This is a genomic window from Variovorax sp. OV700, assembly GCF_900099805.1.
Classification (GTDB): Bacteria; Pseudomonadota; Gammaproteobacteria; order Burkholderiales; family Burkholderiaceae_C; genus Variovorax.
This window is the reverse complement of record NZ_FNDR01000003.1, coordinates 109,729-134,616: the sequence shown is the minus strand read 5'-3', so window position 1 is coordinate 134,616 and position 24,888 is coordinate 109,729. Positions and strand designations below refer to the sequence as shown.

Genomic DNA, 24,888 nt, shown 5'->3' with positions numbered 1-24,888 from the left:
CGCCGGCCATGCGCCCGCGGCGCTCCTCGTTCCTCATGCGAGCAGCGGCGTCAACGGACGGTCGACATCACCGTCGCGCGGCAGCGAGGCTGGTCGCGCGGGGCCAGGAGGTTGCAGTTGTCCAGCGCGCGCTGCTGCATGTCGCTCAGCCTCGGCTGCTCGCCGGGAGGCGGAGTGTCCCACTGGCGATAGGCTGGCGGCGGTGGCGGTTGTTCGGCCCAGCGCTCGCGACGGTCGTAATCGCGGCGCTGCTCCCGTTCGTAGGCGCGCTGCTCGCGGCGTTCATAGCGCTCCTCGCGGTCGCGCTGGACGCGCCACATGCAGGTGTTGAAGTCGACGCCGGAGCGACCGCTGGCGCAGTAGCGGCGGTCATGCTCGTAGGTGTCGGGATCGCGCTGCGCAAGCGCCGGAAGCGTGGTGGCAAGGCCCAGAATGGCCAGGACGATGAGTTTTTTCATAGGGACCTCTCGGAGGTTCGGTGACATCGGCACAGCATGCCACACCGATCAGGCGGCCCCAAGGCAGGCATCCCTGTAGACCAATGACTACGCCAATCCGTTAAGTTGGATTGACTGGCGTTTTCGGGGCCTAGAGCCGCCGCGCCTGCATGGGTTGGCGCGACCAGTAGATACCGTCCAGCCGGTCGAGCCGCACCTCCCCGCCGGTCGATGGGGCATGCACGAACTGCCCTGCCCCCACGTAGATGCCCGCATGCGTTGGCGTGGACGCGCCGAAGAGCACCAAATCGCCCGAACGGATGTCCGACGCGGACACCGGCCGGCCGAACGCCGCCATGCGCGCCACGGTGCGCGGCGTGGCCTGGCCCGCGCTGTTCTTGTACACGTAGCCAATGAGCCCGCTGCAGTCGAAGCCGCCCTCGGGGGTATTGCCGCCGTAGCGGTACGGCGTGCCGACGAGGCCGAGGGCATGGATCGCGACGCTGTTCGATTCCTCGGAGCTGAGCGGCGAACTGCTGTAGCCGGCCGACGGTGGCGGCGCCCGCGGGCTCGCGCAGCCCAGCGCCAGGAGGCAGGCGCCGATGGAAAGCAGGCGAAGCAGCAACAGTGGCATGCGGGGACGTGGCGTGGGTACTGCGAGTGCGTCGGGCATGTGGGTTGGCGGTCTTGTGGACGTGGCCGGACTCTAACGCGAGCGACCGATCCGGCCAAGGCAAGGAGCCCGCGCAACAGATGGATATGGCACGATCAAAACATGCCCGAGCCCTCACGCCGAATCCCGTACCGCACCTGGCCAGGTGCGCTCGCCGTTCTGCTGGCCATTGCAGGCTACGTGGGCGGCCTCGTGTTCTGGGACAGGCACACGCCCGCCAACCGGCCGTTGCCTGCCGGCGAAATGATCGAGATCGGGCACGCGCGGTTCGTTCCCGCCAGCGGTTGGGAGATGGACGTGTCCCGCTCCAAGGCAGGCCGGTCGCTGATGCTGTTCAAGGGCGGCCACAAGTTTCTGGTGACCACCGGCCCATGGGCGGGTGGGCCGGACGGACCGCTGGTGCGGCAGCAACGGCTCATGGAGCGCGGCCAGCGATTGCGCATCGACGGCGACCCGTCGGACTTCGTCACGACTTGGGGCCTGCAGGGTAAGACCTTTGCCTACTATGGATCGAAGCTGGCGGGTCGCTTCTGGCAAGTGGTCGACCTGCGGCGCCGGTCGCTGGTGCAGATCGACTTCTACGGCGCCACCGACGGCCTGAACGAAGCAATGGCCGAGGCGCGGAGCATGCTCGAATCGATGGACCTGGAGGCGCCGCTGTGAGCCTTCTCCACGTCGCCGAGCAGCAGGACAAGGGCGATTGGCCGATTGGCACCGACTCGTTCTTTCAGCCGCATCGCGCGGCCTTCTGGGTGCTGGCGGCGCTGATCGTCAATGGCCTGTTCTACACGGTCAACATGTTCTCGATGGGATTCCGCGTGGTCCCCATCACCGCCTTGCTCGGCATCCTGGTGTGGGCCATCTACACGCTGGTTTTTCTTCTCGTCTTTCGCGCCTTGGACTTGCTCGAACAGCACCCGCCGGAGGCCTTTGCGCTGGCCTTTGCATGGGGTGGACTGGGCGCCGTGTACTTTGCCGCGCCCGCGAACATCGCCATTCAAAGCCTGTGCGCCAAGCTGGTGTCGCCGGATTTCGTCGCGGCCTGGGGGCCGGCCATCGCGGGGCCGATCACCGAGGAGTTCTTGAAGCTTGCTGGCGTCGTGCTGCTGGTGCTGGTGGCGCGCAACCAGTTCCAGACCTACTTGTCAGTGCTGATCGTCGGTGCCATGACGGGGCTGGGATTCCAGGTGGTCGAGAACCTCACGTACACCGTCAATGCATCGATGCACTTTCCGCTCGAGAACCAGGTGTATCCGGTGCTCATCAACCTGCTGACGCGCGGGCTGCTGAGCGGACTGTGGAGCCACGCGGCCTACACGACGATCGCATCCTTCGGCGTTGCATGGTTTCTGCTGCACCCCGAGCGGCCAATGGCGGTGAGGATCGCCTGTGCCCTGCTGTGCTTCGTGCTCGCGTGGGCCATGCATTTCATCTGGAACTCGCCGTGGCTCGAAGACCTCTTCGATGGCGGCTACGGCGAGATGGCGGTACTGCTCGTCATCAAGGGCATTCCGGCGATGGCCGCGGCCTGGCTCTTCTGGCGCGAAGCCGCCCGCGAGAACGGCGCGTACCTCCATGCGCTTGCAGCCTACTTCGTGCCGGAGCGCGATTTGATCCGTGACGACGAATGGCTGCGGCTGGGTGCGCCTCTGTTGCGCTACAGGGTCCGCAGGCAGATCGGCTGGACCTTCGGCCTGCGTGCCAGGCTGCTGAAGACGCAATTGCAGCGCGAGCAATTGCGGCTGATCCGGAAAGCGATGACCTACGGCCGCGGCGCGCAGACGCTGCGGCATGAAGTGGCGATACGGCGCATCCGGGCCGAGCTGGACCCGCTGGTTGCGGTGCAGCCCTGACGCGACGAGCCACTAAAGATACAACGGGCGAGGTCTGCTGCATGGCGCCTCATGCTGATGATCCGATCAAGCCGACGCCTTCGCGCCGCAAGCGCTGGCTCGCCTTGGCTGCCGTGTGTTGTGCCGTCCTCGCCGCGGGTGCATGGGCCATTGCAACCGGCACGGTCGAGATTCCGGAGCGCTTCAATCCATGGGCGCCACTCGACGTGGCGGCCGAGCCAGACTGGCTGACAGGCTTCAAGCTTTCACGGGCCCGACGCGACCCGGCGCGCTGCCTTGCGGCGTTGGCGCAAACCGGCATGCAATACGACCTGCTGCCCGACCGCGTGACGGGAGTCGGCTGCGGCTTTCAGAACGCCGTCAGGCTGCGCACTGCTGGCGTGCGCCTCGGCACCGCGCCTTCGCTCAGCTGCCCGATGGCGCTGTCCTTCTTCATGTGGGAGCACCACGCGTTGCAGCCCGCCGCCATGCAGCGCTTCGGCCAACCGGTGGTGGCTATCGATCACCTTGGCAGCTATGCCTGCCGCAACGTGAACCGTGGCGAAGGCGCCGTGCCCGGCGCTTCGCGCAGCCGGCATGCGACCGCCGATGCACTGGACGTGGCGGCCTTGACGCTGGCCGATGGCCGCCGCATCTCGGTGCTGCAATCCTGGCCGCGCGACGTTGCCACGAGCGTGGGCGACCCCGCTGCAATGCTCCTGCTCGACGTGCACCGCGGCGCGTGCCGCTTCTTCAATGGCGTTCTGAGCCCCGACTACAACGCCGTGCACAACGACCACTTTCACCTGGAGACCGGCGGGTACGACATGTGCCGCTAGCGATGTTCTGCCTTCCTTGACCCCAAAGGAGAACCTTGGAGCTACACCGCGTGCGCTGCCGTTGAAAGAGCTAGGCGGTCATAAGGTATTCACTCAGAATGCCGCCGGTGTTGACGCATGCCAGCAAGGACCTCAATGAAGTTCTCGATTCGCCGTTCAGTTACCACGACCGCCGCGGCCTTGGGCATCGCGGCCGTCCTCACCTCTTGCGGTGGCGGCGGAGGTGGTGGCGGTGGCGGTGGCGGGGGAATCGGCTTCGGCGTTCCATTGGCCGCCGCGCCGAACACCACGGCACAGTTGCCGGAACGCGACGCGCTCATTGCCCGCGCACGAGCGCTCGAACTGAACACGCCCTATGTGCCGCCGCCCGGCAACGTGCTGGAGCACAACACCTCCGGCTATGCCAAGACGATGTGCTCCGCAGTGTTCATCACGGGCATCGACCCCGACGTAGCCGCTGAAAGCCTCGGCTACTTCGTAGGACCGTACGACCAGCGCAAGAACGTCGGCAAGCCCGTGGTCGACCGCGTGAAGAAGGAAGTTCGCATCTCGATTCCCAATGGTCCGACGCTGGTGGCGCGGCACTTCGGCTCGCAAGGCTGCGTCACGCTGCCGGCCGGCAGGGACGATGTTTTCTTCACGCCCGTCGTGGTCAAGAGCACGCTGCCCGACCCCGCCACTCAACCCTGGCCGATGGGCGATGTGCTGCCGGGCGACCCGCCGCCGGCCGAAGTCAACATGGCCAAGGTGAACGAGGCCGTGGACGCCGCATTCGGCGTTTCGGAGGCCTACACATCGGCCTTCGTGGTCACGCACAAGGGACGCATCATTGCCGAGCGCTACATGAACGGCATCGGTGCAACGACGCCGCTCGAATCGTGGTCCATGGGCAAGAGCGTCGTCGCCACGATGATGGGCTTGCTGATCAAGCAAGGCGTGTACAAGCTCGACCAGCCGGCGCCGATTCCCGAGTGGCAAGCCACTGGCGATGAGCGAAAGAAGATCAAGATCTCGGACATCCTGCAGATGTCGAGCGGACTGCGGATCAAGGCGCCGGACGATCCGGACTTCGATCCCAACGGCACCTACCCCGATCACATCTACTACTACACCGGCCGCATCAATGCGTTCAACTACGCCGCCACTCGCCCTCAGCAATGGCCTCCGGGCGCGGTGGGCCGCTACCGCAATACCGATCCGGTACTTGCAAACTACCTGGTTCGCCTCGCGTAGAAAAGCGCGGAGAAGAGTACCTGTCGTTTCCGCAGCGCGCACTCTTCGACAGGATCGGCATCCGCTCGATGGTGATCGAGACCGACCCCTACGGCAACTTTCTCACGCAGGGCTACGACTTCATGTCGGCGCGCGATTGGGCTCGCCTGGGCAATCTCTACCTGCAAGACGGCGTGTGGAACGGCGAGCGCCTTCTTCCCGAGGGCTTCGTCAATTTTGTGAGCAGCGTTGCACCAGCCTGGGCAGCGGACAAGCGCCCGATCTACGGCGGCTTCTTCTGGATCAACGGGATGGGCTCGCTGGCCATGCCGACGTCGGCCTACTACATGCTCGGCGCCGGGGGCCAGTTTGTGCTGGTGATTCCGTCGCACGATCTCATCGTGGTGCGCATTGGGCATTCGAAGGGAGAGCGCTTCGCGATCTCGACGCTGAACCAGGCGCTTGCGCTGCTGACGACGGCGGTGCCCCGCGTACGCTGACAGGCAGGCAGGCAGGCAAGCGAGCAGGTTTCAGGACGCGGGCGGTCCCTTGCGCAAGGTCGGCAAGCCGACCCCCGCGGCATCGAAGCCACCGTCCACGGCCAGCACCTGACCGTTGATGAAGCTGGCCTCGTCGCTGCACAAAAAGCCCACCGCGTTGGCCATCTCTTCCGGCGTGCCGTAGCGGCCCTGCGGGATGGCGTCGTAGTAGTCGGAGCGGATCGCCACCGTGTGGACGAGCTTTGCCATCTCGGTTTCCACCGGCCCCGGCGCGATCACGTTCACGCGCACCCCGGCGTTGCCCAGCTCGACCGCGTACTGCTTGGTCAAATGGATAAGGGCCGCCTTGCTGGTGCCATAGGCGACGCGCAGCGTGCTCGCGCGCAGGCCGGAAATGGAGGCGACATTGACCACCGCGCCGCGCCCGCGCTCCGCCATCAGTGCGCCGAACGCCTGCGTGCACAAGAACGCGCCGTCGAGATTCGTGCCGAGCACCGTGCGCCATTCTTCGAACGAGGTCTGGAGCACCGGCTTGAACACCGCCACCCCCGCGTTGTTGACCAGCGCATCGACCTGCGCGAAGCGCGCGACCACGGCCTTCGCGGCACTGCCCACCTGCGCAGGATTCGATACGTCGCAGTGCACACCAAGCACCCGCTCCGGCGCGGCCAGTTCGGCAACCGCCTGATCGAGCGTGAGGGCATCGATGTCGAGCAGCGCAACGTTGTAGCCGTGCGCCAGGAACCAGCGGCCAATGGCCAGGCCGATGCCGCGCGCGCCGCCGGTGACGACGGCGACGCGGGAGGGGGTGGAGAGATCGGTCATGGATGGGAGTTTTTGCGGTGGACGAAGTCGGTTGCTAGCGATGGGAGCCATTCTTCCAGAGTGACTATGGAAATGACACACGCGGAATTGCCGCCCGACGCGACAAAGCGCATCGTGTTCATGTTGCGAGGATCTCCAATACTCGGCCATGTCCGATGACGCGTCCCTCCCACATCGAAAACGAGGCTCCCACTGGAAAATGAGGCAGAGCCGCTTCCGGGACAAGAAACTGAACGCCGAATTTCTGCAACTTTCCTTCGCTGGATGTCAGAGGAACGACGAATCGAATCGAGAAACCCTGCTCGCCGACGAGGAAGACACCGCGGTATTCGCCTTCATTCAATGGTCTTTGTCGGCCGCCCCCGGCCGCGTCATGCAGTTCCAGTTCGACGACGATTTCGGGAGTAACGGGTTTGCTCACGGTCGTGACCCTTGGGTTTGACTCTCTAGCTGTTGAGTGCTCGAAGCACCTTGATTGCGATGGCTCCACGCCCCGCACCGACACCGCGATTGTGCAGACCCGTGTTCTGAGTCGCGGTCACGTCTTCCCAAGCTTCCACCGATTCAACGACCTCATGAGTCTCGTCTGTGTCGATTTCGAAGTGCACGAATCTCTCATCTTGCGTGAGCAACAGGCCGAACAGCCTTGGCATTCCGGGGAAGTCGATATCCAGATCAACGACGATGGACTTCTCCCACCGAACGCCTCGCTCGAGACCGACAACCTTGAGCGCTTCAGGAAGAGGTTTCTGTCGCCAGCGCATGGCCCCTCGCCGAATCGAATCTTCTACCAAGGCGTTTTGCTCCTGTACGTTCAGGCTGCGATGGCGCGGGAGCGTCATGACCCTCGACCTTAGAAGCCAAAGACCAACAGCAAGTTGTTCGCGGGCATCGCATGCCGCTCTCGCAATGCAAGGCCTGCGCGATGCGCCTCTGCCGCGACGTCCTCCAGGCGGCGTATGCCCCAAGCGGAATTGCGGGCGCGCAAGTCTTCGTCGAACGCCAGGTTGCTCGGCGCCGCCGGGATTTCTTCTTCGAAGTACGGCCCGTACGTGATCAGCATCCCGCCAGGAAGCAGATGGCGCGCCGCTCCTTGCATCAGTGCGGAGCATGTGGCCCAGGGCGCGATGTGCAGCATGTTGGCGCAGAAGATCGCATCGAACTTCTTTTCTTCTTCGGTGAAAGCGGCACCCTGCGATGGCCATTGAGACGCCATCACGTCGAGCAGGAGTGGCGCATGGAGATTGGGCAGCGCGGCTTCTGCAACGCGGCTTGCCAGCGCGGGGATCATGCGTGCGTCCGCGTCGGTGGGCTGCCAGATCCATTGGGGCATTGCTGCCGCAAACCAGGCAGCATGCTGGCCTGTGCCGGATGCGATCTCCAGTGCGGTGCCGCGCTCACCGAGGATGCGGGTCAATGCATCGAGGATGGGCTGCTTGTTGCGGTCGGCGGCTGGGCTGTGCGGAAGGTCGGGCATCGGTATTGGGTTTGGATGGTCGGTTTGGAGGGTATCAGGACCATAGGGCGAGGCACTTGTCGGTCGCGACGATGTCTGCAATGCAGCGATGGTAGACATCGACCGCCAGGCGACTGATGCCTTGAAGCGCGAATGTGTAAGCATCCTCCTACGTCGTTCCGTGAAAGCAGGAACCCGTAAGGTCATTTAAAAGCGTACGGTCGGGATACGTTCACAGTTCTCGCAATCGCGCGGCAGCTCGAAGTCGTTTCACAGGAGCCCGTTGCAATGTCCGTCCCGCAGTCCCTTTCCCATTCGCACGTCGATTTCGTCGGCAACGATTTCGAAGCCCTGGCCTCCCACATGCACCACTGTGCACGTGCCCACGGGCGATGGTTCTCGCTGCGAAGCCACATGCAGCGTGTGCGCGCGCTCGCTGCGGGCCGCATTGTCACCATGGCCTGCGTGGCCGCGGTGTTGGGCATCGGCTTGTTCGCCATCACTTGAGCGTCGTTGCCGTCGTCGACCGCCTCCAAGGGCTCAGTCACTACGCCCGGACCCTTCTGCTCGGTCCTCACGACCCGGTAGCACTCCCGATCCGCGCCGAACTCTTCGGCGCCCAACGTTTCGAACAGCACGGCCACAGCCTGGCCCGTGCCCAGGTGGTGGAAGACGAGCACCACCGCGCACGCGGAGGCGCGCCCTTCTTTCCGCGGGTTGACGAAAACCTCGAGTCGCTGCGCGCTGCCTTCGACTACATCGCGCTGATCTCGCTGAACGGGCGCTATGTATCGCCGGCGGCGGAATGGCTGCTCGACAACTTTCACCTTGTCGAGGCACAGCTCCGGCAGATCCATGACGGCGTGCCGCGCAGCTACTACGCACGCCTGCCCAAGCTCATCACGCCGCCGCTGGCGGGGCTGCCGCGCGTGTACGGCATTGCGTGGGCCTATGTGGCGCACACCGACAGCGTGCTCAACAAGACGCTGTTCACCGCCTTCCTCAACGCGTACCAGGACATCGACGAACTCATGCTCGGCGAACTGTGGGCGCTGCCCACCACCTTGCGCGTGGTGCTGCTCGAAAACCTGCGCCTCGTGGCCGAGCGCATTGCCGAGAACGAAGTCGCACGCGAGATCGCGCACGCTGCGTGGGACGCGGCGCCGCGTCTCTCGGTGCAAGACCTCGACGTGCTCTACCGCGCACTGCAAAGCCACGGCCTGCAGGACAGCTACCTCACGCAGCTGTGGCAGCGCCTGCCCGTCGAGCACGGCGACGACATGCCCGCGCTGGTGCGCTGGACCGAGCAGCACTGCCCCAACGGCCCGGCGCTGATCGGCGACGCGCAGAACGCGCAGGCCGCGGCCAACCTCACGGTCGGCAACATCATCACGACCCTGCGCATGATCGGCCAGGTCGAGTGGAGCGATCTGATCGAGCCGGTGAGCCGCTCGCTGCGCGTGCTGCGCGAACTGCCGAGCTTTGCGAACGAGAGCGAACTCACGCGCCAGCAGATCACGCATGCGATGGAGCAGGTGGCGCGCAGCACCGAACGGCCCGAGCGCGACGTGGCGCAGGCCGTGGTCACGCTGGCATCCAGCGCGTCGGCCGACGAAGTCGGTGCGGAAACCGACCGCGCCGACGGCACCGCGGGCTACTACCTCTTCGGCCAGGGCCGGCCCGCGCTGATCGCATCACTGCAGGCCGACAGTCCGCCGGGCCGTTCCGCCCACACAGCAAACACGCGGCCCGCGCGCAGCCATCGCGGCTGGCGCCTGCCTGTCTACGTGAGCGCCGTCGCCATCGGCACCGCGCTGCTGCTGGCGGCCGTGGTGCACGGTCTGCCGCATCGCGGCGACTGGACCACCGTCGCGGCGTTGCTGCTTCTTGCATGGCCGCTGTCCGAAGCGTTGATTGCGCTGGCGCAACGCATCATGGCGGAATCGGTGCGCGCGCGGACCCTGCCACGCCTCGATTTTGCAAACGGCATTCCCGAGCGGCACCGCGCACTCGTCGTCATGCCCACGATGCTGGGTTCGACCGCGAACAACTCAAAGCTCGCGCACCGGCTCGAACTGCACTGGCTCGCCAACCGCGAGGCGCACGCGCAGTTCGCGCTGCTGACCGACTGGGCCGACGCCTCGCAAGCATCGATGCCCGACGACGCGCCCTTGCTCGCCGACGCCCAGCAACGCATCGCCGCGCTCAACGCCAAGTACCCGCCGGCGGAAGGCGCCGCGCCGCGCTTCCTGCTGCTGCATCGTCCGCGCAGCTGGAGCGAGACCGAGCAGCGCTGGATGGGCTGGGAGCGCAAGCGCGGCAAGCTCGAAATGCTCATGCGCCTGCTGGCCAGCGGCGACGCCAGCGATTTTCTTCCGCTTGCACCGGGCCAGCAGCTCACGCCCGGCCGCACGCCCTATGTGCTAACGCTCGACAGCGACACGGGCCTGCCGCCCGGCGCGCTGCGCGACCTCGTCTCCATTGCCGCGCATCCGTTGAATGCGCCCGTGATCGACATGCCAAGCCGACGCGTGGTCGCGGGCTTCGGCATCCTGCAGCCGCGCATCGTCACGCCGTTCCCGATGCGCAGCGAGCGCTCCTTCTTCCACTGGGTGTTTGCCGGGCAGTGCGGGCTCGACCCGTACGGCAGCGGCGCCTCCGACATCTACCAGGACGTGTTCGGCAGCGGCTCCTTCACCGGCAAGGGTTTGCTGAACGTGCGCGCGGTGCACGCCACGCTGAACGACCGTCTGCCCGACAGCGCCGTGCTGAGCCACGACCTGCTCGAAGGCAGCGTCGCGCGCTGTGCGATGGTCAGCGACGTCGTTCTGGTGGAAGACCATCCGCACCATGCCGGCGTGGCCGCCTCACGCGTGCACCGCTGGGTGCGCGGCGACTGGCAGCTGCTGCCGCTGATGTGGCGCGCGCGCCGCTTCGGCATCGACACGCTAGGCCTGTGGAAGATGAGCGACAACCTGCGCCGCTCGCTGGTGGTGCCGGCGTCTTTCGCGCTGCTGGTGCTGGTGATCTTCACGCAGGCCATGCCGCTCGGCTGGGCACTGGCTGCCGTCGGCGCGGCGCTCACGCTCGGCCCGCTGCTGGGCGCGCTGGCCGGCTTGGTGCCGACGCGGCGCGCCATCGAGCTGCGCCACTTCTTCGACGTGGGCGCGGTCGAACTGCTGCGCGCCATGGCCGGTGCGGCCTGGCAGTTCGTGCAGCTGGCCGCGCAGACGCGGCTGCTGCTCGACGCGGCCTTCCTCGCCACCTGGCGGCTGGTCGTCAGCCGCAGGCATCTGTTGCAATGGACGACAGCAGACCAGGCGCAGGCGCAATCCAGCCAACGACTGAAGCCCTTCGTGCGCAGCGCGGCCCTCAGCAGCGCGGTGTGCCTGGTACTTGCCGTGCTCGCGAACTGGAGCGCCTACCCGGTGCTTGGCCCCCTGCTCTTCGTGCTCTGGTCCCTGGCGCCCCTCGCGGCCTGGTGGGGCAGCCGCGTCGACGCGCACGCGGAAGACCCGCTCCAGCCCGCGCAGCGCAGCTACCTCGACAAGCTGGCGCACGACACCTGGCGCTTCTTCGAGCACGTGGTGGGCCCGGACGACAACCACCTGCCACCCGACAACTTGCAGCTCGAACCGCAACCGACCATCGCGCACCGCACCTCGCCGACCAACATCGGCATGTACCTGCTGGCCACCTGCTGCGCGCGCGAGTTCGGCTGGATAGACACCGCCGCCTTGCTGGCGCGCCTCACCGCCACGCTCGACACCGTCGGCCGCATGCAGAAGCACCACGGCCATCTGTTCAACTGGTATGACACGCAGACGCTGAAGCCGCTGCCGCCCGACTATGTGTCGAGCGTGGACAGCGGCAATTTTGCGGGCCACCTCGTGGCCGTGGCGCAGGCCTGCCGCGCTTTCGCAGCGGCAGAAAATTGCCAGTACCACGAAGCACCCGCACTGGAAGCATTGGCGCAACGTTGCGACGCACTGCACGACGGCATGGATTTCAGCGGCCTCTACGACGCCAAGCGTCACCTGTTCCACATCGGCCTGCGCGTCGAAGAGAACGTGCTCGACGCGAGCTACTACGACCTGCTGGCTTCCGAGTCGCGCCTCTTGAGCTTTCTGGCGATTGCGAAGGGCGACGTGCCGCGCCGCCACTGGATGGCACTGGGCCGGCCGTTCCTGCTGGTGGGCTTCCAGCCCAGCCTCAAGTCCTGGTCGGGCTCGATGTTCGAGTACCTGATGCCGGCGCTGGTGATGACCGAGCCCACCGACGGCCTGCTGCAGGTGGCCAACGCCGCGGCCATCGCCGAGCAGCAGGCTTTCGGCCGTGCGCAGAACATGCCGTGGGGCGTGTCCGAGTCGGCCTACTTCGCGCAAGACCATTCGCTGGCGTATCAATACTCGCCCTTCGGCGTGCCGCGCCTGGCACTGCGGCGCACGCCGCCGACCGACCGCGTGGTGGCACCTTACGCCAGCCTGATGGCCGCGCCGTTCGCGCCCGAAGCGGCCGTCATCAATCTCGAGTTGCTCGAATCGCTCGGCGCGCGCGGCGAGTTCGGTTTTCACGACGCAATCGACTTCACCACCTCACGCCAGACCGAGGGCCAGGACTTCACCGTGGTGCGCAACTTCATGGCGCACCACCAGGGCATGTCGCTGGTGGCGCTGTGCAACGTGCTGCGCGACGAAGCTCCGCGCCGCTGGTTTGGCAGTGCCGCGCTGGTGCAGGCGCACGAGTCGCTGCTGCACGAACGCACGCCGCGCCAGATCATCGGCAGCGCTGACCCGCGCACGCCGCCCGAGCCCAGCCAGGCCGACCACACGCCGCTGTTCCAGCCGCGCGTGGTCGATCCGATGGGGCCGGGCTTCCAGCCGACGCACCTGCTGTCGAACGGCCGCTACACGGTGGCGCTGCGGGCCAACGGCGCGGGTGTGAGCCGCTGGCGCTCGTTCAATGTGACCCGCTGGCGCGACGATCCGCTGCGCGACAGCTACGGCACCTTCTTCTACGTGCGCGACGAAGGTCAGGCCGCGCTCACCTCACTCACCGCCCTGCCCGCGCCCGGCACCGACTGGCACTACCGCACCCGCTTCCTGGCCGATCAGGTGCAGTTCGATGCGGCCGGCCCCGGCCTGCAGGTGCGCACCACGGTTCTGATCAGCCCCGAGAACGACACCGAACTGCGCAACATCACGCTGCACAACTCGGGCGATGAAACGCGCACGCTCGAACTCATTTCGTACTTCGAGCCGGTGCTGTCGAACCCGAAGGCCGACGAGGCCCACCCGGCCTTTGCCAACCTGTTCGTCGAGTCGCGCTGGGAGCCCGCGTGGCGCGCGCTGCTGCTGGCACGCAAGCCGCGCCTGCATGGCGACCCGGTGGTGGCCGCCGTGCACTTCGTGGCCTCGGTCGATGCCAACGTGCTGTCGATCGACTGCATGACCGACCGGCGCGCCTTCATCGGCCGCAACCGCACGTTGGCCACGCCCGCGCTCGATGCGCAGCCGAAGGCCATCAACGGCACGCCGGTGAACGGCCTGGACCCCATCGCCTGCCTGCGCGTGCGCCTGTCGATTGCGCCGGGCACCACCGCGCGCATGAGCTTCGCCACCGCCGCCGACGAGAGCATCGAGGCGCTGATGCCCAACATCGACCGCTACCTGCAGCCCATGCACGTGGAGCGCGCCACTCGCATGGCCGCCACGCTGGCGCAGGTGCGGCTGCGCGACCTGAGCATCGCGCCCGCGCAGAACCTGGCGCTGCAGGACCTGACGACCATCCTCACCTACACCACGCCGCGCGTGATGAGCGACCGCGGGCTGATCGACCTGCGCCAGATCTGGCGCTTCGGCATCTCGGGCGACAAGCCCATCGTGCTGGTGTACATCCACTCGATGAACGGCATGGGGCTCATCGACACGCTGCTGCGCGCGCAGCCGTGGTGGGGCTTCGGTGGCGTGGCCTGCGACCTGGTGGTACTTAACAGCGAACCGAATTCGTACCTGATGCCGCTGCAGCGCGAGATCGAGACGCTGCGCTCGCGCGTCGCGCAGCAGACGCAGAACAGCTTTCCGCGCAACGACACGGCCGGCTTCTACCTCTTGCGCGACCAGGACGTGGTGCCTTCGGAAAAGGCCGTGCTGTCCAGCCTGGCGCGCGTGGTGTTCACGGCCGATGGCCGGGCGCTCGAAGTGCAGGTGGCGGCGTTGCATGAGGCACGCAGCCCGACGATCGTCGACGACAGCAGCGCACCGGTGCAGCACCGCACGCCGCTGTTGACGAGGCGGGCGCCGCAGTCGACCGCCACCGTGCCCACCGGTGACTTCGACGCCGAGAGCGGCGAGTTCCGCTTCGAGGTCGGCCCCGACCGCCGCACGCCGCGCCCGTGGATCAACGTGATCGCCAACGCGACCTTCGGCTTCCAGGTGTCCGAATGGGGCGCCGGCTACACCTGGGCCGGCAACAGCCGCATGCACCAGGTCACGCCGTGGTCGAACGACCCGGTGCAAGACCCGGCCTTCGAGCATTACCTGCTGCAGGACGTATCCTCGCGCGAGATGCTGCCGCTGACGCCGGCCGGCGGTGGCGACGGCTCCATCCGCCACCGTGTGCGGCATGGACAGGGCTACACCATCTTCGAGTGCCGCCAAGGCGACCTCGTGCTCGAAACCACCTTCTTCGCGGACCGCGACGAAGCCGTCAAGCTGGTGCACGTGCGCGTGCGCAACGTAGGCGGCAGCCAGCGCCGCCTGCGCGCGCTCGCGATGGTCGAGTGGCAACTGGGCGCCGCACGCGGCGAACGGCGCACCGTGCATTGCTGGAAGCCCGAAGACCTGCCGGCCGTGTTCGGGCAGCAGCGCGAATCGAGTGCGGGCTTCGGCGGCAGCGCGGCCTTCCTGCTGCTCGCCGGCCTGCAGGGCGTGACGACCGGGGCCACGCAATGGACCTGCGACCGCAGCGAGTTCTTTGCCGGCCGCGGCATTGTCGAAGTGCCCGACACACTCGCGCGGCGTGCCGGCAGCGGGCTCGATGCCTGCGCGGCCCTCGGCGGCGAATTCGTCGTGGGCGCCGGCGATACCTCCAGCTTCAGCTTCGTGCTGGGCCATGCCGGCACGGCCGACGCGGCGCTCGACCTTGCGCGCCGCTGGCGGCAGCGCGACGTGCCCGAAGCGCTGGCGCAGGTGCGCGGCTTCTGGGACAACCTGCTGGGCCGCCTGCAGGTGCGCACGCCCGACCCGCTGTTCGATGCGCTGGTCAATCGCTGGCTCGTGTACCAGACGCTGGCGTGCCGGCTCTGGTCAAAGGCCGGCTTCTACCAGGCCGGCGGCGCCTTCGGCTTTCGCGACCAGTTGCAGGACGCGATGGCCTTCGCGCTCACCGACCCGCCGCGCCTGCGCGCCCAGATCCTGGTGAACGCGGCGCGCCAGTTCCCCGAAGGCGACGTGCAGCACTGGTGGCACATGCCCGGCGGTGCCGGCGTGCGCACGCATTTCTCCGACGACCTGCTGTGGCTTCCGTACGCGTCGGCGCACTACGTCGAGGTGACGGGCGATGCCTCGCTGCTCAACGAGATGGTCGGCTTCATCGAAGGCCCTGGCATTCCCGATGGCGCCGAAGACGCCTACTACGCGCCGCAGAACAGCGGCCGCATGGCCACCGTGTTCGAGCATGGCGCGCGCGCCATCGACCGCAGCCTGAAGACCGGCGTGCACGGCCTGCCGCTGATGGGCACCGGCGACTGGAACGACGGCATGAACCGCGTCGGCCACGAAGGCCGCGGCGAATCGGTGTGGCTGGCGTGGTTCCTGTGCAGCGTGGTCGAGCGCTTCACACCCATCGCGCAAGCGCGTGGCGAGCACGAACGCGCCGCGCGCTGGACCGAGGCACGCACCGGCTGGATCGTCGCACTGCACGACGCCGGCTGGGACGGCGCCTGGTTCCGCCGCGCCTTCTTCGACAACGGCGCTCCGCTGGGCTCGTCGACGAACGACGAATGCCGCATCGACCTGATCGCGCAGGCCTGGTCGGTGCTCTCAGGCGCCTCGGACGAGGCCCACACCGGCCCGGCCATGGCCGCCATCCAGAAGCGCCTGCACGACGAGCCGGCCGGCTTGCTGCGGCTGCTGGCGCCGCCTTTTTCCCACTCGACCAACAACCCGGGCTACATCCAGGCCTACCCGCCGGGCGTGCGCGAGAACGGCGGCCAGTACTCGCACGGTGCCGTGTGGGCGCTGATGGCACAGGCGCTGCAGGGCGACCATGAAGCGGCCTGGCAAAGCTTCGAGGGCCTGAGCCCGGCCCACCGCGCACGGCATCCCGAGCGCGGCCCGGTCTACGAGCTGGAGCCCTTCGTGATGGCTGGCGACGTCTACGGCGCCGCGCCGTATGTGGGCCGAGGGGGCTGGAGCTGGTACACCGGCTCGGCCGCGTGGCTGCACCGCGCCGCCGTCGAGACCTTGCTGGGCCTGAACGTGAAGGGCAAGCAGCTCTCATTGACCCCGCGCTTGCCGGCGCACTGGCCAGGCTTCGAGATCGCGCTGCGGCTCGGGATGCGCGAGTTCACTCTGCAATGGGGCCACATGGAAGGCTCCGCCACGCCCACGCATCACTTGGCGGCGGGTGAATGGGTTGATTGGCACTCACTGCCGCCGAATTCGACCGTACGGGTTTTGGCGTAGCGCAACCTGCCTGCACGTCAGCGGGTCAGGATGTGCTCGCTCAGGTCCAATTCTGCTGCACCCAGCTGCGCACCGCCGCCCACTCGGGCGAGGTCTCTATGTAGTTCTGCGTCGCGCTCACCAATTCGCCTACGTTCTTGTAGTCGTCCAGACCGAACGGCTGGCTCAGCGGCACATTGCCGCGCATGTAATTGCTGCCGAGCAGTTGCTGGGCCTGGATCGCCGCCAACTCCGCGGTGGCATCCATGGTGAGGTCGAGCAGCGCCGTTGCCGGCACCGCGCCATCGCTGAACGGCCACAGCCAATGCGTAACGCCCCAGTCCAGCGGATTGGACACGGAACCAGGCGGCACGCCCACCGGATTGGCGCCGGTGCCCAGCGACAGCATCACGATGTCCGACGTGGCGGTAGCGTAGCCCTGGTAGATCGCTTCCACGATCGCCGTCATCGAGGGGTTGTTGGCGAAGGTGCCGCCGTCGGCAAAGTAGCCGAAGTCCCCCACCTGGTACGGCGGGAAGTACGTCGGCGCGGCCGAGGTGGCCAGCGCGGCGTCCACCATGCTGATGCCACGGTAGGTGTTGCTCTGGCCGTTGGAGATGGTGCACGGCGCCCAGCTGTTGTCGCTCGCATCCCATAGCCGCGCGGAGTTGACGGCCACGAAGCGGCTCGCCGACGACATCGCGCCTCCACCCACCAGATTCTGGGCGACGGCCTGCAAGCCGGTGTTGACGTACTGGCATCTGAAGATGCCAGGGCCGCTGCGCAGCAGTTCTTCCGTCGACTGCGCCGGCGCACGGTCCTGCTGCTTGGCCTGTGCGTCCAGGAACCAGCCGTTGGGCTCGAAGATCTTGGCCCCTTCGTTCTGGTAGAGATTGACGATGGCGTCGATGCCCACATTGCTCACCAGGCCCAGCGAGATCAGGCCACCGGTGGAAGTGCCGGCGAAACCGTCTGCGCTTTGGACGATGCCGAAGCGCTGGTCCAGGTCCTGGATCAGCAGCGCAGTGATGACACCGCGGATGCCGCCGCCGTCGCAGCAGAGAATCTTGAAAGACATGGCTGTGCTCCTTGCTTGAGTGGATAGATGATGAGAAATGCGCGCTCGTCCCCGACGTGACGGGGATGCCCATCTCCACCCACGCCGGAAACCGAACCTGAGCACTGTGGCGCCTCTTCATGCGCCAGTCCATTGCAGTTCATTACAGGTTGGTTCTGGCCGGTGCTGCAGGACCGTCTGGAAAGTTATTGGCCACACCGTGGTGATGCCCTGCACGCTTTCTGGAGACAATGAACCCACTCGAAACCGAGCATGAAGGGATCGCGATGTCAGCCGACAACTGGTGGAAGTGCGGAATCGTCTATCAGGTCTATCCGCGTTCGTTCCAGGACAGCAACGGCGATGGCATCGGAGACTTGGGCGGAATCCGCGCCCGGCTGGATCATCTGGTCTCGCTCGGCGTCGATGCCATCTGGATTTCGCCGATCTATCCCTCGCCGATGGCCGACTTCGGTTACGACATCTCCGATTTTTGCGACGTCGATCCGCGCTTCGGCACGCTGGACGGCTTCGATGCGCTGGTGCAGGAGGCCCACGCGAGAGGGCTCAAGATCATCCTGGACTTCGTGCCCAACCACACGTCGGACCGTCATCCGTGGTTCGTGCAGAGCCGCAGCGCACGCAGCGATCCGCGACGCGACTGGTACATCTGGCGCGACCCGGCGCCGGGCGGCGGGCCGCCCAACAACTGGCTCAGCAATTTCGGCGGTCCGGCCTGGGCCTTCGATCCGGCCACCGGCCAGTACTACGGCCATTCGTTCCTGAAGGAGCAGCCCGACCTCAACTGGCGCAACCCCGAAGTGCGAGCCGCGATGTACGAGGTGCTGCGCTTCTGGCTTCGGCGCGGCGTCGACGGATTCCGCGTCGACGTGCTCTCTCAAATCATCAAGGACGCGCAGTTCCGCGACAACCCGCCGAATCCGGACTTCGCCCCGGGCCAGGACCCATTTTTTCGCTGGCTGATGCTCTACAACACCGACCTTCCGGAGGTGCAACCAATCGTGGCCGAGATGCGCCGCGTGGTCGATGCGTTCAGCGACGCGCACTCGTCGCGCGTGCTGATCGGCGAGCTCTACCTGCCGCTCACGCGCCTGGTCGCCTACTACGGACTCAACGCCGAAGGTGTGCTCGAAGGTGTGCAACTGCCCTTGAACTTTCAGCTGATCGCAACCGAGTGGCAGGCAGAGACCATCGACCGCTTTGTGCGCGACTACGAAGCTGCCCTGCCCGCGGGCGCGCAGCCAAATTGGGTGCTGGGCAACCACGACAGATCCCGCATTGCGAGCCGCGTCGGGCCGCGGATGGCGCGGCTCGCGGCTATGCTGCTGCTCACGCTGCGCGGCACGCCGACGCTCTACTACGGCGACGAGATCGGCATGACGGACGTCCCCATTCCCACCGATGAAGTGCAGGACCCGTTCGAGAAGAACAAGCCCGGCATGGGCCTGGGCCGCGACCCGGAGCGGACACCCATGCAGTGGAGTGCCAGAGAGCACGCGGGCTTCACGACCGGTATGCCGTGGCTGCGCCTGGCAGCCGACTGGCCCACGAACAATGTGGAAGCGCAATCACGCGACGCAGGGTCGATACTGGCGCTCTACCGGCGCCTCATCGCATTGCGCCGCGCGCAGCCTGCGCTGAACCGGGGCAACTATGAAGCGCTTGAAATCGAGGGCGAGGTGCTCGCCTATGCGCGCAACTGCGAAGGACAGCGGCTGGTGGTGCTGCTCAACTTCGGCGCCATCCCGGCGCCGGTTTCGCCGGCGTTGATGCCACATCAGCCGATCGTGCTGGCATCGACCGATCCTGCGCGTGCTGAGCTCATCAACGGGCCCTTGGTGCTGGCGTCTCACGAAGGCGTCGTTGTCGGCACCGCGAGCGACAAGGGCTCAACGACACGATGAGCAATCAAGATTTGCCGGTCTGGATCTCGACGTAGCTGCGCGCATGCCAGCGCACGCGCACGGGCCACTTCGCGTCGGCGATGGTTTCCGAATTCACGTCCTTGCCGCTGCCGTAGTTGATCTGCCGGTCGGGGCGCCTGTTGAGACTGATCAGCAGCACGATGCGGCTGCCCGCCGCAAGCCTGCAAGCCGTCACGCGTTCGGTGGTGAACGAAAGCAGCTGACGTTCGCCGGCCCGAAGAAGCCTGCGACGCACGCGGTGGCCTGCGTAGCTGGCGCGAAAGTCGTAGGAATCGAACAGCAGTTGATACTCACCGCTTTCCGTCTGCTCATACAGCGAGATGTTGAAGTCCACGTCCTGCCGCGAGGGCGTGATGTCGAACACGCCGCGCAGGCTGCCGAAGATCTCGGTGTCCTCCGAGAGCGGATCACTGACAAAGCTGATGCCGTTGCGCGTTGGCAGTTGCTTCACGCGCAGCGCGTCCGGCCACGGATCGCGCACGTCACGCCGATCGACAAGATCGACTGAGAGCCGCGCGCTGCCACCGCCTTCGGACGGTGACGGCAGCAGCCGGTGCGGGTCGTCGCGCTCGCGGGTGTCGAGGTAAAGGCGCAGCCCGGTATGCTGCGGCGCGTCCAGCGTCGGCACATGGCGCCACTGGTCCGCACCCATCACCTGGTAGTTGACGCGATCCATCAGCAAAGAAGGCTTGTTAGTGCCCTTCAGGATATGGTCGAACCATTGGTAGCGCAGCTCGGGCAGGTCGACGCGTGCAACGGGGTCCAGCGTGTAGCCGCGCAGCGTCGGCGCCGTGCCGAGCCGGATGGAGGCCGCGTCGTAGGGGCCGAGCAGCAGCGTCGTGTCCGCCTGCGGCTGGTTGCGAAGATGCTCGTGGTGAAAGTAGAGCGCGCCGGCGTCGGCGCCGTAGTAGCCGGCAAAGCTGAGCACCGGGATGTCGATGCGCGCAAACTGCTGCGCCGACGGCAGGAACTTCTGCCAGTAGCGATCGTGGCTGGGGTGCGTCAGCCAGGTGCGGATCAGCCTGCTGCGCTTGCCAATCAAAACGCGGTCGATGTCCCAGTAAGGGCGATTGCCTCGATACCAGCGCGCGTCGAGTGCTTGCCATGGCGCGTCCGGCTCGGCGTCTATGGCGGCCCGCAGCGGCTCGGCATTGGTATGCTCCTGTGCCCAGCGGACCATGGCGTTGCGGAAGATCTGTCCGGCCATCGGAAAGTCAATGCCCGGCGCCATCGGCGCGATGGTGGCGATGGCCTTGAGTGCTGCCGGTCTCAAGCGCGCGGCGGCCCAGGCGGCGTAGCCGGAGTAGCCGTCGCCGAGCATGCAGACCCGGCCGTCGCTCCACGCCTGTTGGGCAATCCAGTCAATGACGGCGGCGGCATCTTCGCCGTCGCGGATGAACGGCCAGACGGCGCCCTTGCCATCGGGCGTGCGTCCGCGCACGTACGCCGTGACGCCGACATAACCTTTGACGGCGCTGCGCTGGGCGTCGTCCTCGGCGGGATCGAGCGTGAAGCGCAGCAGCGTCGGCAGTGCGTCACTCGCGCGGCCGGGCCGAACCAGGCTCGCAAAGATGACACCCCCGCGCACGGGAATCCTGACGTCGGTCTCCGCCACGTAGCGGGCGCGGTTTTCCGCCGCGAACAATTCGGGCAGCAGCGCACCGAAGCTGCGACGCGACTGGTACGAATGCCAGGTTCGCACAAGCGCCAGCGCATCGGCCTCCGGGAGGCTGCCCTTCGCGCGCCACAGATCGAAAGCCTGGCGAAGCGGCTCTCTATACACCGCCGCTGGGATTTCGAGCCGCGCCATGATGGCCTGGGCTTGCGCGTTGTCGAGTGGCGACACCAGTTCCTGGAACGCGCGCGCGTAGGCTTCGGCAAAGCCGAGGCGCGCGTCCGCTACGAGTGCGCGCGCACGCGCATAGATGCCATCGAGGATCGCACGCTGGACCAGGTCGTCGAACGGCTTGCCCTTGCGGCGGCTGCGCAGGGACCCGCTGCTGTCGGAGGCTGCACGGTAGGCGCCGCTGACGATCTGCAGAGCAGTCAGGTTGGCCAGAAAGACGTCGGTGTCCGCCTCCTGGTACACCGGCAAGATGCGCTGGGCCAGATCGAGCATCAGCGCTGCCGCCGTGGCATCGTCAGGATCGCGCGGTGGCCGGAAGCCGAAATCCGCTCCCCAGGCCCACGCGGGCAGCGCAAGAATCACCCGCGTGAAGACGCGACGCACACGACTGATGGTCGACTTGGGGTGTCTCAAGGTCGCTGCTCCTCGGGCACGGCGTTTGGCGCTTTGACCAGATGCACCACCTGCGTGAACAGCCGGTCGTGCGCTTCTCCGGCCGAGCCTATGTGGACAATGCCCGTGTGCGTGAGCTTGCCCAGCGCGTCGATGATGAGTTCGAGCGTGTCGTCGTCGAACGCGCCGAAAGCTTCGTCCATCACCAGCCAGGGCGGTGCCTGCAGCACCACGCGGGCGAAGCCCAGGCGCAACTGCTCGTCCATGCTGAGCTCGCTCTCCCAACGTCCCTTCTTGTTCAGCAATGGCTCCAGGCGCTGGAGGCCCACACTCGCCAGTGCGGCCACCGTGGCTTCTCTCGGGTAGCTCGACGGTTCCATTGGGTACGACAGCACTTCGGCCAGCGTGCCGCGGGGAATGTAGGGCGTGCCGCGCGGCATGTAGTGGATCGTCTCGCCGGCGGGCCGGCGCACCGTGCCGGAGCCCCAGGGCCAGAGGCCCGCGAGCGCCCGGAACAGCAAGGTCTTCTCGGTGCCCGGCGTGCCGAGGATCAAGACGCGCTGACCGCTGTGCACGACGAGACTTGGGGTGTCCAGCCGATCGTGGCCGGTCCAGGAGCGAACCTCGAGCGCCTCGATTGCGAGCGTCCCGGCTTCGCCCTCCTCATAGGCGATGCGGCTGCCGCCTGCTTGTGCCTCCAGATCGGATGCCAGCATGCGACGCAGGTCGGCAACGCGCAGCAGCGTGGCGCGCCAGTCGGCAATGATGCTGAAGTTGTCCACGAACCACCGTAGCGAAGACTGTGCCTGCGTGAAGGCCGCGGCAGCCATCATCAAGCCGCCGAACGAAACCTTCCCCGAGAAGTAGAGGGGTGCGGCCACCAGCGTTGGCGCGATGATGGTGACCCAGCCGAAGCCCGCGGTGACCCAGGTCAGGTTGGTCAGCCCGAGCACCACGCGCGACGTAGCGCGCAAGACGTCGCTCAAATGCATGGCAACGCGGCGCTTCTCGTCGGCCTCGCCAGCAGCCAGTGAGATACCGTCGAGATGCTCGTTGATGCGCGTCAGCGAGAAGCGCAGCTCGCCTTCACGCGCGTAGCGCTCTGCGTTGCGCGAGATGAGGCCGCTGCCGACCCAGTAGGTGACCAGCGAGCCGGCGACCGCATAGGCAATGGCCGCCCACAGCATGAAGCCCGGCAACACATGGTCCTTGCCGTCGAAGAAGAGGCTGAAGTCCTTGGAGATGACCCACAGCACGCTCGCAAAGCTGCCGAACAGCATTGCTGCCTGCAACAGCCCCACGCCCAAGGCGACCGACAGATCGCACAGCTTCAGCGCGTCGTCGTGCATGCGCTGATCCGGATGGGCCCCCATCGGGCCGCTGGCCTGAAGCCAGAACGCCCGGCGCGGCTGCAGCCACAGCCCCACAAGATCATTGACCACGGCCTCGCGCAGTTTCAGCTGCAAGGTTTCGCCCAGCCACCGCTGCACGACGTTCAACACCAGCAGCACGCCCGCAATGACCGCGAAGACGCCTACCTGTACGACGAATTCGTTCAGATCGCGACGCGAGATCGCATCGTAGAACGGCTTGTTCCAGCTGTTGAGCTCGATCTGCCCATACGCCGTGAGCGCGACGACCACGACGATCGCGCCCATCAGCACGACAAGCGTCTTTGCGACCGGGGACACTCGCAAGGCGCCGAGCAGCTCGCTGACCTGACGGAAAAAACCGGTCTTTGCAGCCGGCTCGGCGCGGTTCTCTGGCCTTGCGCTCATCGCCCCCGCGGCGCCTGACAAGCGGCGGCCGCGAGGCGGCGTGCCGAGACACACGAAATGAATGCGGCGTGGCTCCAGGCCAGTTGCTTTGCCGAGGTCTGCGCGCCGCTGTGCTGGTCGAACTGCTCCGACAGATCACCACTGGCCGGCGTGTACGCGCGTACGGTGGCGAGATAGGCGTCGCCGCGTTCGATCCAATGGCGTGTGTCGTCGCCCATCGCCGCGGCGTGGAAACAGAACTCGGCGGCGCCGAGCGTCGAGAAGTAGTAGGCGCCGCCCGAGTAGTAGACGTCGCCGGCGTATCGGCCCATCGCCGCGCCACGGCCTGCGGCACGGCCGTGGTTGATTGGATAGGCCGCATCGAACAGCGCGTCGAGCCGCTCCAGCGTGGCCTGCATGCGCGGATCGGCCGGTCCATGCGCGGCCGGCATGCGTGGACCGGCCGCGCGGCGCGTGGCCTCGGTGCCGAGGCTGTGGATCGCCGACAGGATCACCGCGATGTCCAACGCCTTCGGGCTGGGTCCGCCGTCCGCCAGCTCGCGTGAACGGTAGTAGCCGCGTGTCGCGTCGCCATCGTCCGACCGTTCGTGTCGTTCGTCTCTTTCATCCACCCAGTAGCCGTCGAGCAGGCGCAGCACGGCCCGTGACTCCTCCCGGCAGCGCTGCGCCTGCGCCGTATCGCCCACGCTCTCCAGCCATGCCGCGCCCTCGGCCAGCGCGGCCCCTGCGACGCGCAGTGTGTAGTAGTGGTGGCCGAGCTCCTCCTCCCAGATGTCGTACGACGGCTCGCGCCAGCGACGCAGCGTGAAGTCGAGATCGAAGCGGATCAGCTCGGAAACTTGCGCCAGCAGCGGCGCGTCGAGGTGCCCGCCGGCCGCCCAGCGCAGCAGCGCCAGCGCGCGCAGCGGCGCGCCGTCGTGCTGAGGGCGATTCCATCGGCAGACATCGAGCGTGCCGTCGGGGTTCACTCGCGTCTCGGCGGCCACCAGGTCGCCGAAAGCTTTCGCTAGATCATGGTCCTCGCGCAGGTACTGCAGGAGCTCGGGGGCCACGCACGCGCTGCGGTCCTCCACCGCGGCAGCCGCGCGGCCGTCGAGGCGGTTCAGGTCCAGGCTGAATCGAACGAAGTCGTGCAGGTGCTGCAGAGCTTCGTCGCCGACGCGCCCTTCAGCGTAGAGCAGGCGCAGCGCATCGATGACGACGGCGGAATCGCGAAACCAATGAAAGAAGTAGTCCGGGTCCGGGTTGTAGTCGGCGAGGACGGGCGAGGCGACGATGGCGCCGGTCATTGGCTGCACGGTCTGGCCGAAGCCCGGCCGCTGCTTGACGATCGACACCGGCGAGATGCTGGACAGCATCGCCGTCGCCGAATGGCGCAGCTGTGTTTCGAGCCAGGACTCGAACGCCGGATCTTGCAGACTCGCCACG

General features: G+C 66.7%; 18 protein-coding genes. 8 read left to right on the top strand and 10 right to left on the bottom strand.

The window, feature by feature from the left end:
• Positions 1-50: 50 nt before the first annotated feature.
• Together BLR24_RS07750 and BLR24_RS07745 are read right to left on the bottom strand one after the other, a co-directional pair.
• Positions 51-458 (bottom strand): hypothetical protein, encoded by a 408-nt coding sequence (locus BLR24_RS07750; protein ID WP_093015194.1) that lies wholly within the window; start codon positions 456-458, stop codon positions 51-53.
• A 130-nt stretch (positions 459-588) separates the two neighbouring features.
• The gene (locus BLR24_RS07745; protein WP_093015192.1) at positions 589-1,110 is read right to left on the bottom strand and encodes a C40 family peptidase; all 522 of its coding nucleotides are present in this window, start codon (positions 1,108-1,110) and stop codon (positions 589-591) included.
• Between the two features lie 102 nt (positions 1,111-1,212).
• Between BLR24_RS07745 and BLR24_RS07740 the strand changes: the two genes are divergently transcribed.
• The 5 genes from BLR24_RS07740 to BLR24_RS31015 all read left to right on the top strand — a co-directional run bounded on the left by BLR24_RS07740 (position 1,213) and on the right by BLR24_RS31015 (position 5,493).
• Complete coding sequence (locus BLR24_RS07740; RefSeq protein WP_093015189.1) at positions 1,213-1,773, top strand: hypothetical protein; 561 nt, start codon at positions 1,213-1,215, stop codon at positions 1,771-1,773.
• Complete coding sequence (locus tag BLR24_RS07735) at positions 1,770-2,963, top strand: PrsW family intramembrane metalloprotease (RefSeq protein WP_093015186.1); 1,194 nt, start codon at positions 1,770-1,772, stop codon at positions 2,961-2,963. Before BLR24_RS07740 ends, BLR24_RS07735 begins: the two co-directional genes overlap by 4 nt.
• 41 nt (positions 2,964-3,004) lie before the next feature.
• On the top strand, positions 3,005-3,781 hold the full coding sequence (locus BLR24_RS07730) for an extensin-like domain-containing protein (protein ID WP_093015183.1): 777 nt from the start codon (positions 3,005-3,007) through the stop codon (positions 3,779-3,781).
• Positions 3,782-3,916: 135 nt separating this feature from the next.
• On the top strand, positions 3,917-5,014 hold the full coding sequence (locus tag BLR24_RS07725) for a serine hydrolase (protein WP_254787208.1): 1,098 nt from the start codon (positions 3,917-3,919) through the stop codon (positions 5,012-5,014).
• Between the two features lie 68 nt (positions 5,015-5,082).
• Positions 5,083-5,493 carry a serine hydrolase domain-containing protein gene (locus BLR24_RS31015; RefSeq protein WP_254787207.1) on the top strand — a complete coding sequence of 137 codons (411 nt, stop codon included), beginning with the start codon at positions 5,083-5,085 and terminating at the stop codon, positions 5,491-5,493.
• 30 nt (positions 5,494-5,523) lie between these two features.
• Here the strand turns inward: BLR24_RS31015 and BLR24_RS07720 are convergent, their stop codons facing one another.
• From BLR24_RS07720 to BLR24_RS07705, 4 genes are all read right to left on the bottom strand, one after another.
• A complete protein-coding gene (locus tag BLR24_RS07720; protein WP_093015180.1) occupies positions 5,524-6,318 on the bottom strand; it encodes an SDR family NAD(P)-dependent oxidoreductase in 795 nt (264 codons plus the stop codon).
• Positions 6,319-6,436: 118 nt separating this feature from the next.
• Positions 6,437-6,739: a hypothetical protein gene (locus BLR24_RS30360; RefSeq protein WP_139188738.1), complete on the bottom strand. Its 303-nt coding sequence runs from the start codon at positions 6,737-6,739 to the stop codon at positions 6,437-6,439.
• Between the two features lie 25 nt (positions 6,740-6,764).
• Positions 6,765-7,160 (bottom strand): hypothetical protein, encoded by a 396-nt coding sequence (locus tag BLR24_RS07710; protein ID WP_093015174.1) that lies wholly within the window; start codon positions 7,158-7,160, stop codon positions 6,765-6,767.
• Between the two features lie 11 nt (positions 7,161-7,171).
• A complete protein-coding gene (locus BLR24_RS07705) occupies positions 7,172-7,795 on the bottom strand; it encodes a DUF938 domain-containing protein (RefSeq protein ID WP_093015171.1) in 624 nt (207 codons plus the stop codon).
• 267 nt (positions 7,796-8,062) lie between these two features.
• Here BLR24_RS07705 and BLR24_RS07700 point away from each other — a divergent pair, with 267 nt between their 5' ends.
• A complete protein-coding gene (locus BLR24_RS07700; protein ID WP_093015168.1) occupies positions 8,063-8,281 on the top strand; it encodes a hypothetical protein in 219 nt (72 codons plus the stop codon).
• Complete coding sequence (locus BLR24_RS07695; RefSeq protein ID WP_093015165.1) at positions 8,278-16,461, top strand: glycoside hydrolase family 94 protein; 8,184 nt, start codon at positions 8,278-8,280, stop codon at positions 16,459-16,461. The genes BLR24_RS07700 and BLR24_RS07695 overlap by 4 nt, the downstream gene beginning before the upstream one ends.
• 40 nt (positions 16,462-16,501) lie before the next feature.
• Here the strand turns inward: BLR24_RS07695 and BLR24_RS07690 are convergent, their stop codons facing one another.
• A complete protein-coding gene (locus BLR24_RS07690) occupies positions 16,502-17,518 on the bottom strand; it encodes a patatin-like phospholipase family protein (RefSeq protein WP_093015162.1) in 1,017 nt (338 codons plus the stop codon).
• A gap of 266 nt (positions 17,519-17,784) precedes the next feature.
• Here BLR24_RS07690 and BLR24_RS07685 point away from each other — a divergent pair, with 266 nt between their 5' ends.
• A complete protein-coding gene (locus BLR24_RS07685; RefSeq protein WP_093016277.1) occupies positions 17,785-19,422 on the top strand; it encodes an alpha-amylase family glycosyl hydrolase in 1,638 nt (545 codons plus the stop codon).
• A 4-nt stretch (positions 19,423-19,426) separates the two neighbouring features.
• On the opposite strand, the gene BLR24_RS07680 is transcribed toward BLR24_RS07685, so the two are convergent.
• The 3 genes from BLR24_RS07680 to BLR24_RS07670 are packed head-to-tail and all read right to left on the bottom strand — an operon-like array spanning position 19,427 to position 24,887.
• On the bottom strand, positions 19,427-21,703 hold the full coding sequence (locus tag BLR24_RS07680; protein WP_093015159.1) for a CocE/NonD family hydrolase: 2,277 nt from the start codon (positions 21,701-21,703) through the stop codon (positions 19,427-19,429).
• Positions 21,700-23,460, bottom strand: a complete 1,761-nt coding sequence (locus BLR24_RS07675; protein WP_093016275.1) for an ABC transporter ATP-binding protein/permease — start codon at positions 23,458-23,460, stop codon at positions 21,700-21,702. The genes BLR24_RS07680 and BLR24_RS07675 overlap by 4 nt, the downstream gene beginning before the upstream one ends.
• The gene (locus tag BLR24_RS07670) at positions 23,457-24,887 is read right to left on the bottom strand and encodes a glycoside hydrolase family 15 protein (protein WP_254787206.1); all 1,431 of its coding nucleotides are present in this window, start codon (positions 24,885-24,887) and stop codon (positions 23,457-23,459) included. Before BLR24_RS07670 ends, BLR24_RS07675 begins: the two co-directional genes overlap by 4 nt.
• Between the last annotated feature and the right edge of the window lies 1 nt (position 24,888).

Excerpts from the sequence above, each read along its gene's own strand:
- BLR24_RS07690 (WP_093015162.1), bottom strand. The coding sequence starts at position 17,518 with ATGTCTTTCAAGATTCTCTGCTGCGACGGCGGCGGCATCCGCGGTGTC.
- BLR24_RS07685 (WP_093016277.1), top strand. The coding sequence starts at position 17,785 with ATGTCAGCCGACAACTGGTGGAAGTGCGGAATCGTCTATCAGGTCTAT.
- BLR24_RS07720 (WP_093015180.1), bottom strand. The coding sequence starts at position 6,318 with ATGACCGATCTCTCCACCCCCTCCCGCGTCGCCGTCGTCACCGGCGGC.
- BLR24_RS07740 (WP_093015189.1), top strand. The coding sequence starts at position 1,213 with ATGCCCGAGCCCTCACGCCGAATCCCGTACCGCACCTGGCCAGGTGCG.
- BLR24_RS07745 (WP_093015192.1), bottom strand. The coding sequence starts at position 1,110 with ATGCCCGACGCACTCGCAGTACCCACGCCACGTCCCCGCATGCCACTG.
- BLR24_RS07675 (WP_093016275.1), bottom strand. The coding sequence starts at position 23,460 with ATGAGCGCAAGGCCAGAGAACCGCGCCGAGCCGGCTGCAAAGACCGGT.
- BLR24_RS31015 (WP_254787207.1), top strand. The coding sequence starts at position 5,083 with ATGGTGATCGAGACCGACCCCTACGGCAACTTTCTCACGCAGGGCTAC.
- BLR24_RS07750 (WP_093015194.1), bottom strand. The coding sequence starts at position 458 with ATGAAAAAACTCATCGTCCTGGCCATTCTGGGCCTTGCCACCACGCTT.
- BLR24_RS07725 (WP_254787208.1), top strand. The coding sequence starts at position 3,917 with ATGAAGTTCTCGATTCGCCGTTCAGTTACCACGACCGCCGCGGCCTTG.
- BLR24_RS07700 (WP_093015168.1), top strand. The coding sequence starts at position 8,063 with ATGTCCGTCCCGCAGTCCCTTTCCCATTCGCACGTCGATTTCGTCGGC.
- BLR24_RS07705 (WP_093015171.1), bottom strand. The coding sequence starts at position 7,795 with ATGCCCGACCTTCCGCACAGCCCAGCCGCCGACCGCAACAAGCAGCCC.
- BLR24_RS07730 (WP_093015183.1), top strand. The coding sequence starts at position 3,005 with ATGGCGCCTCATGCTGATGATCCGATCAAGCCGACGCCTTCGCGCCGC.
- BLR24_RS07710 (WP_093015174.1), bottom strand. The coding sequence starts at position 7,160 with ATGACGCTCCCGCGCCATCGCAGCCTGAACGTACAGGAGCAAAACGCC.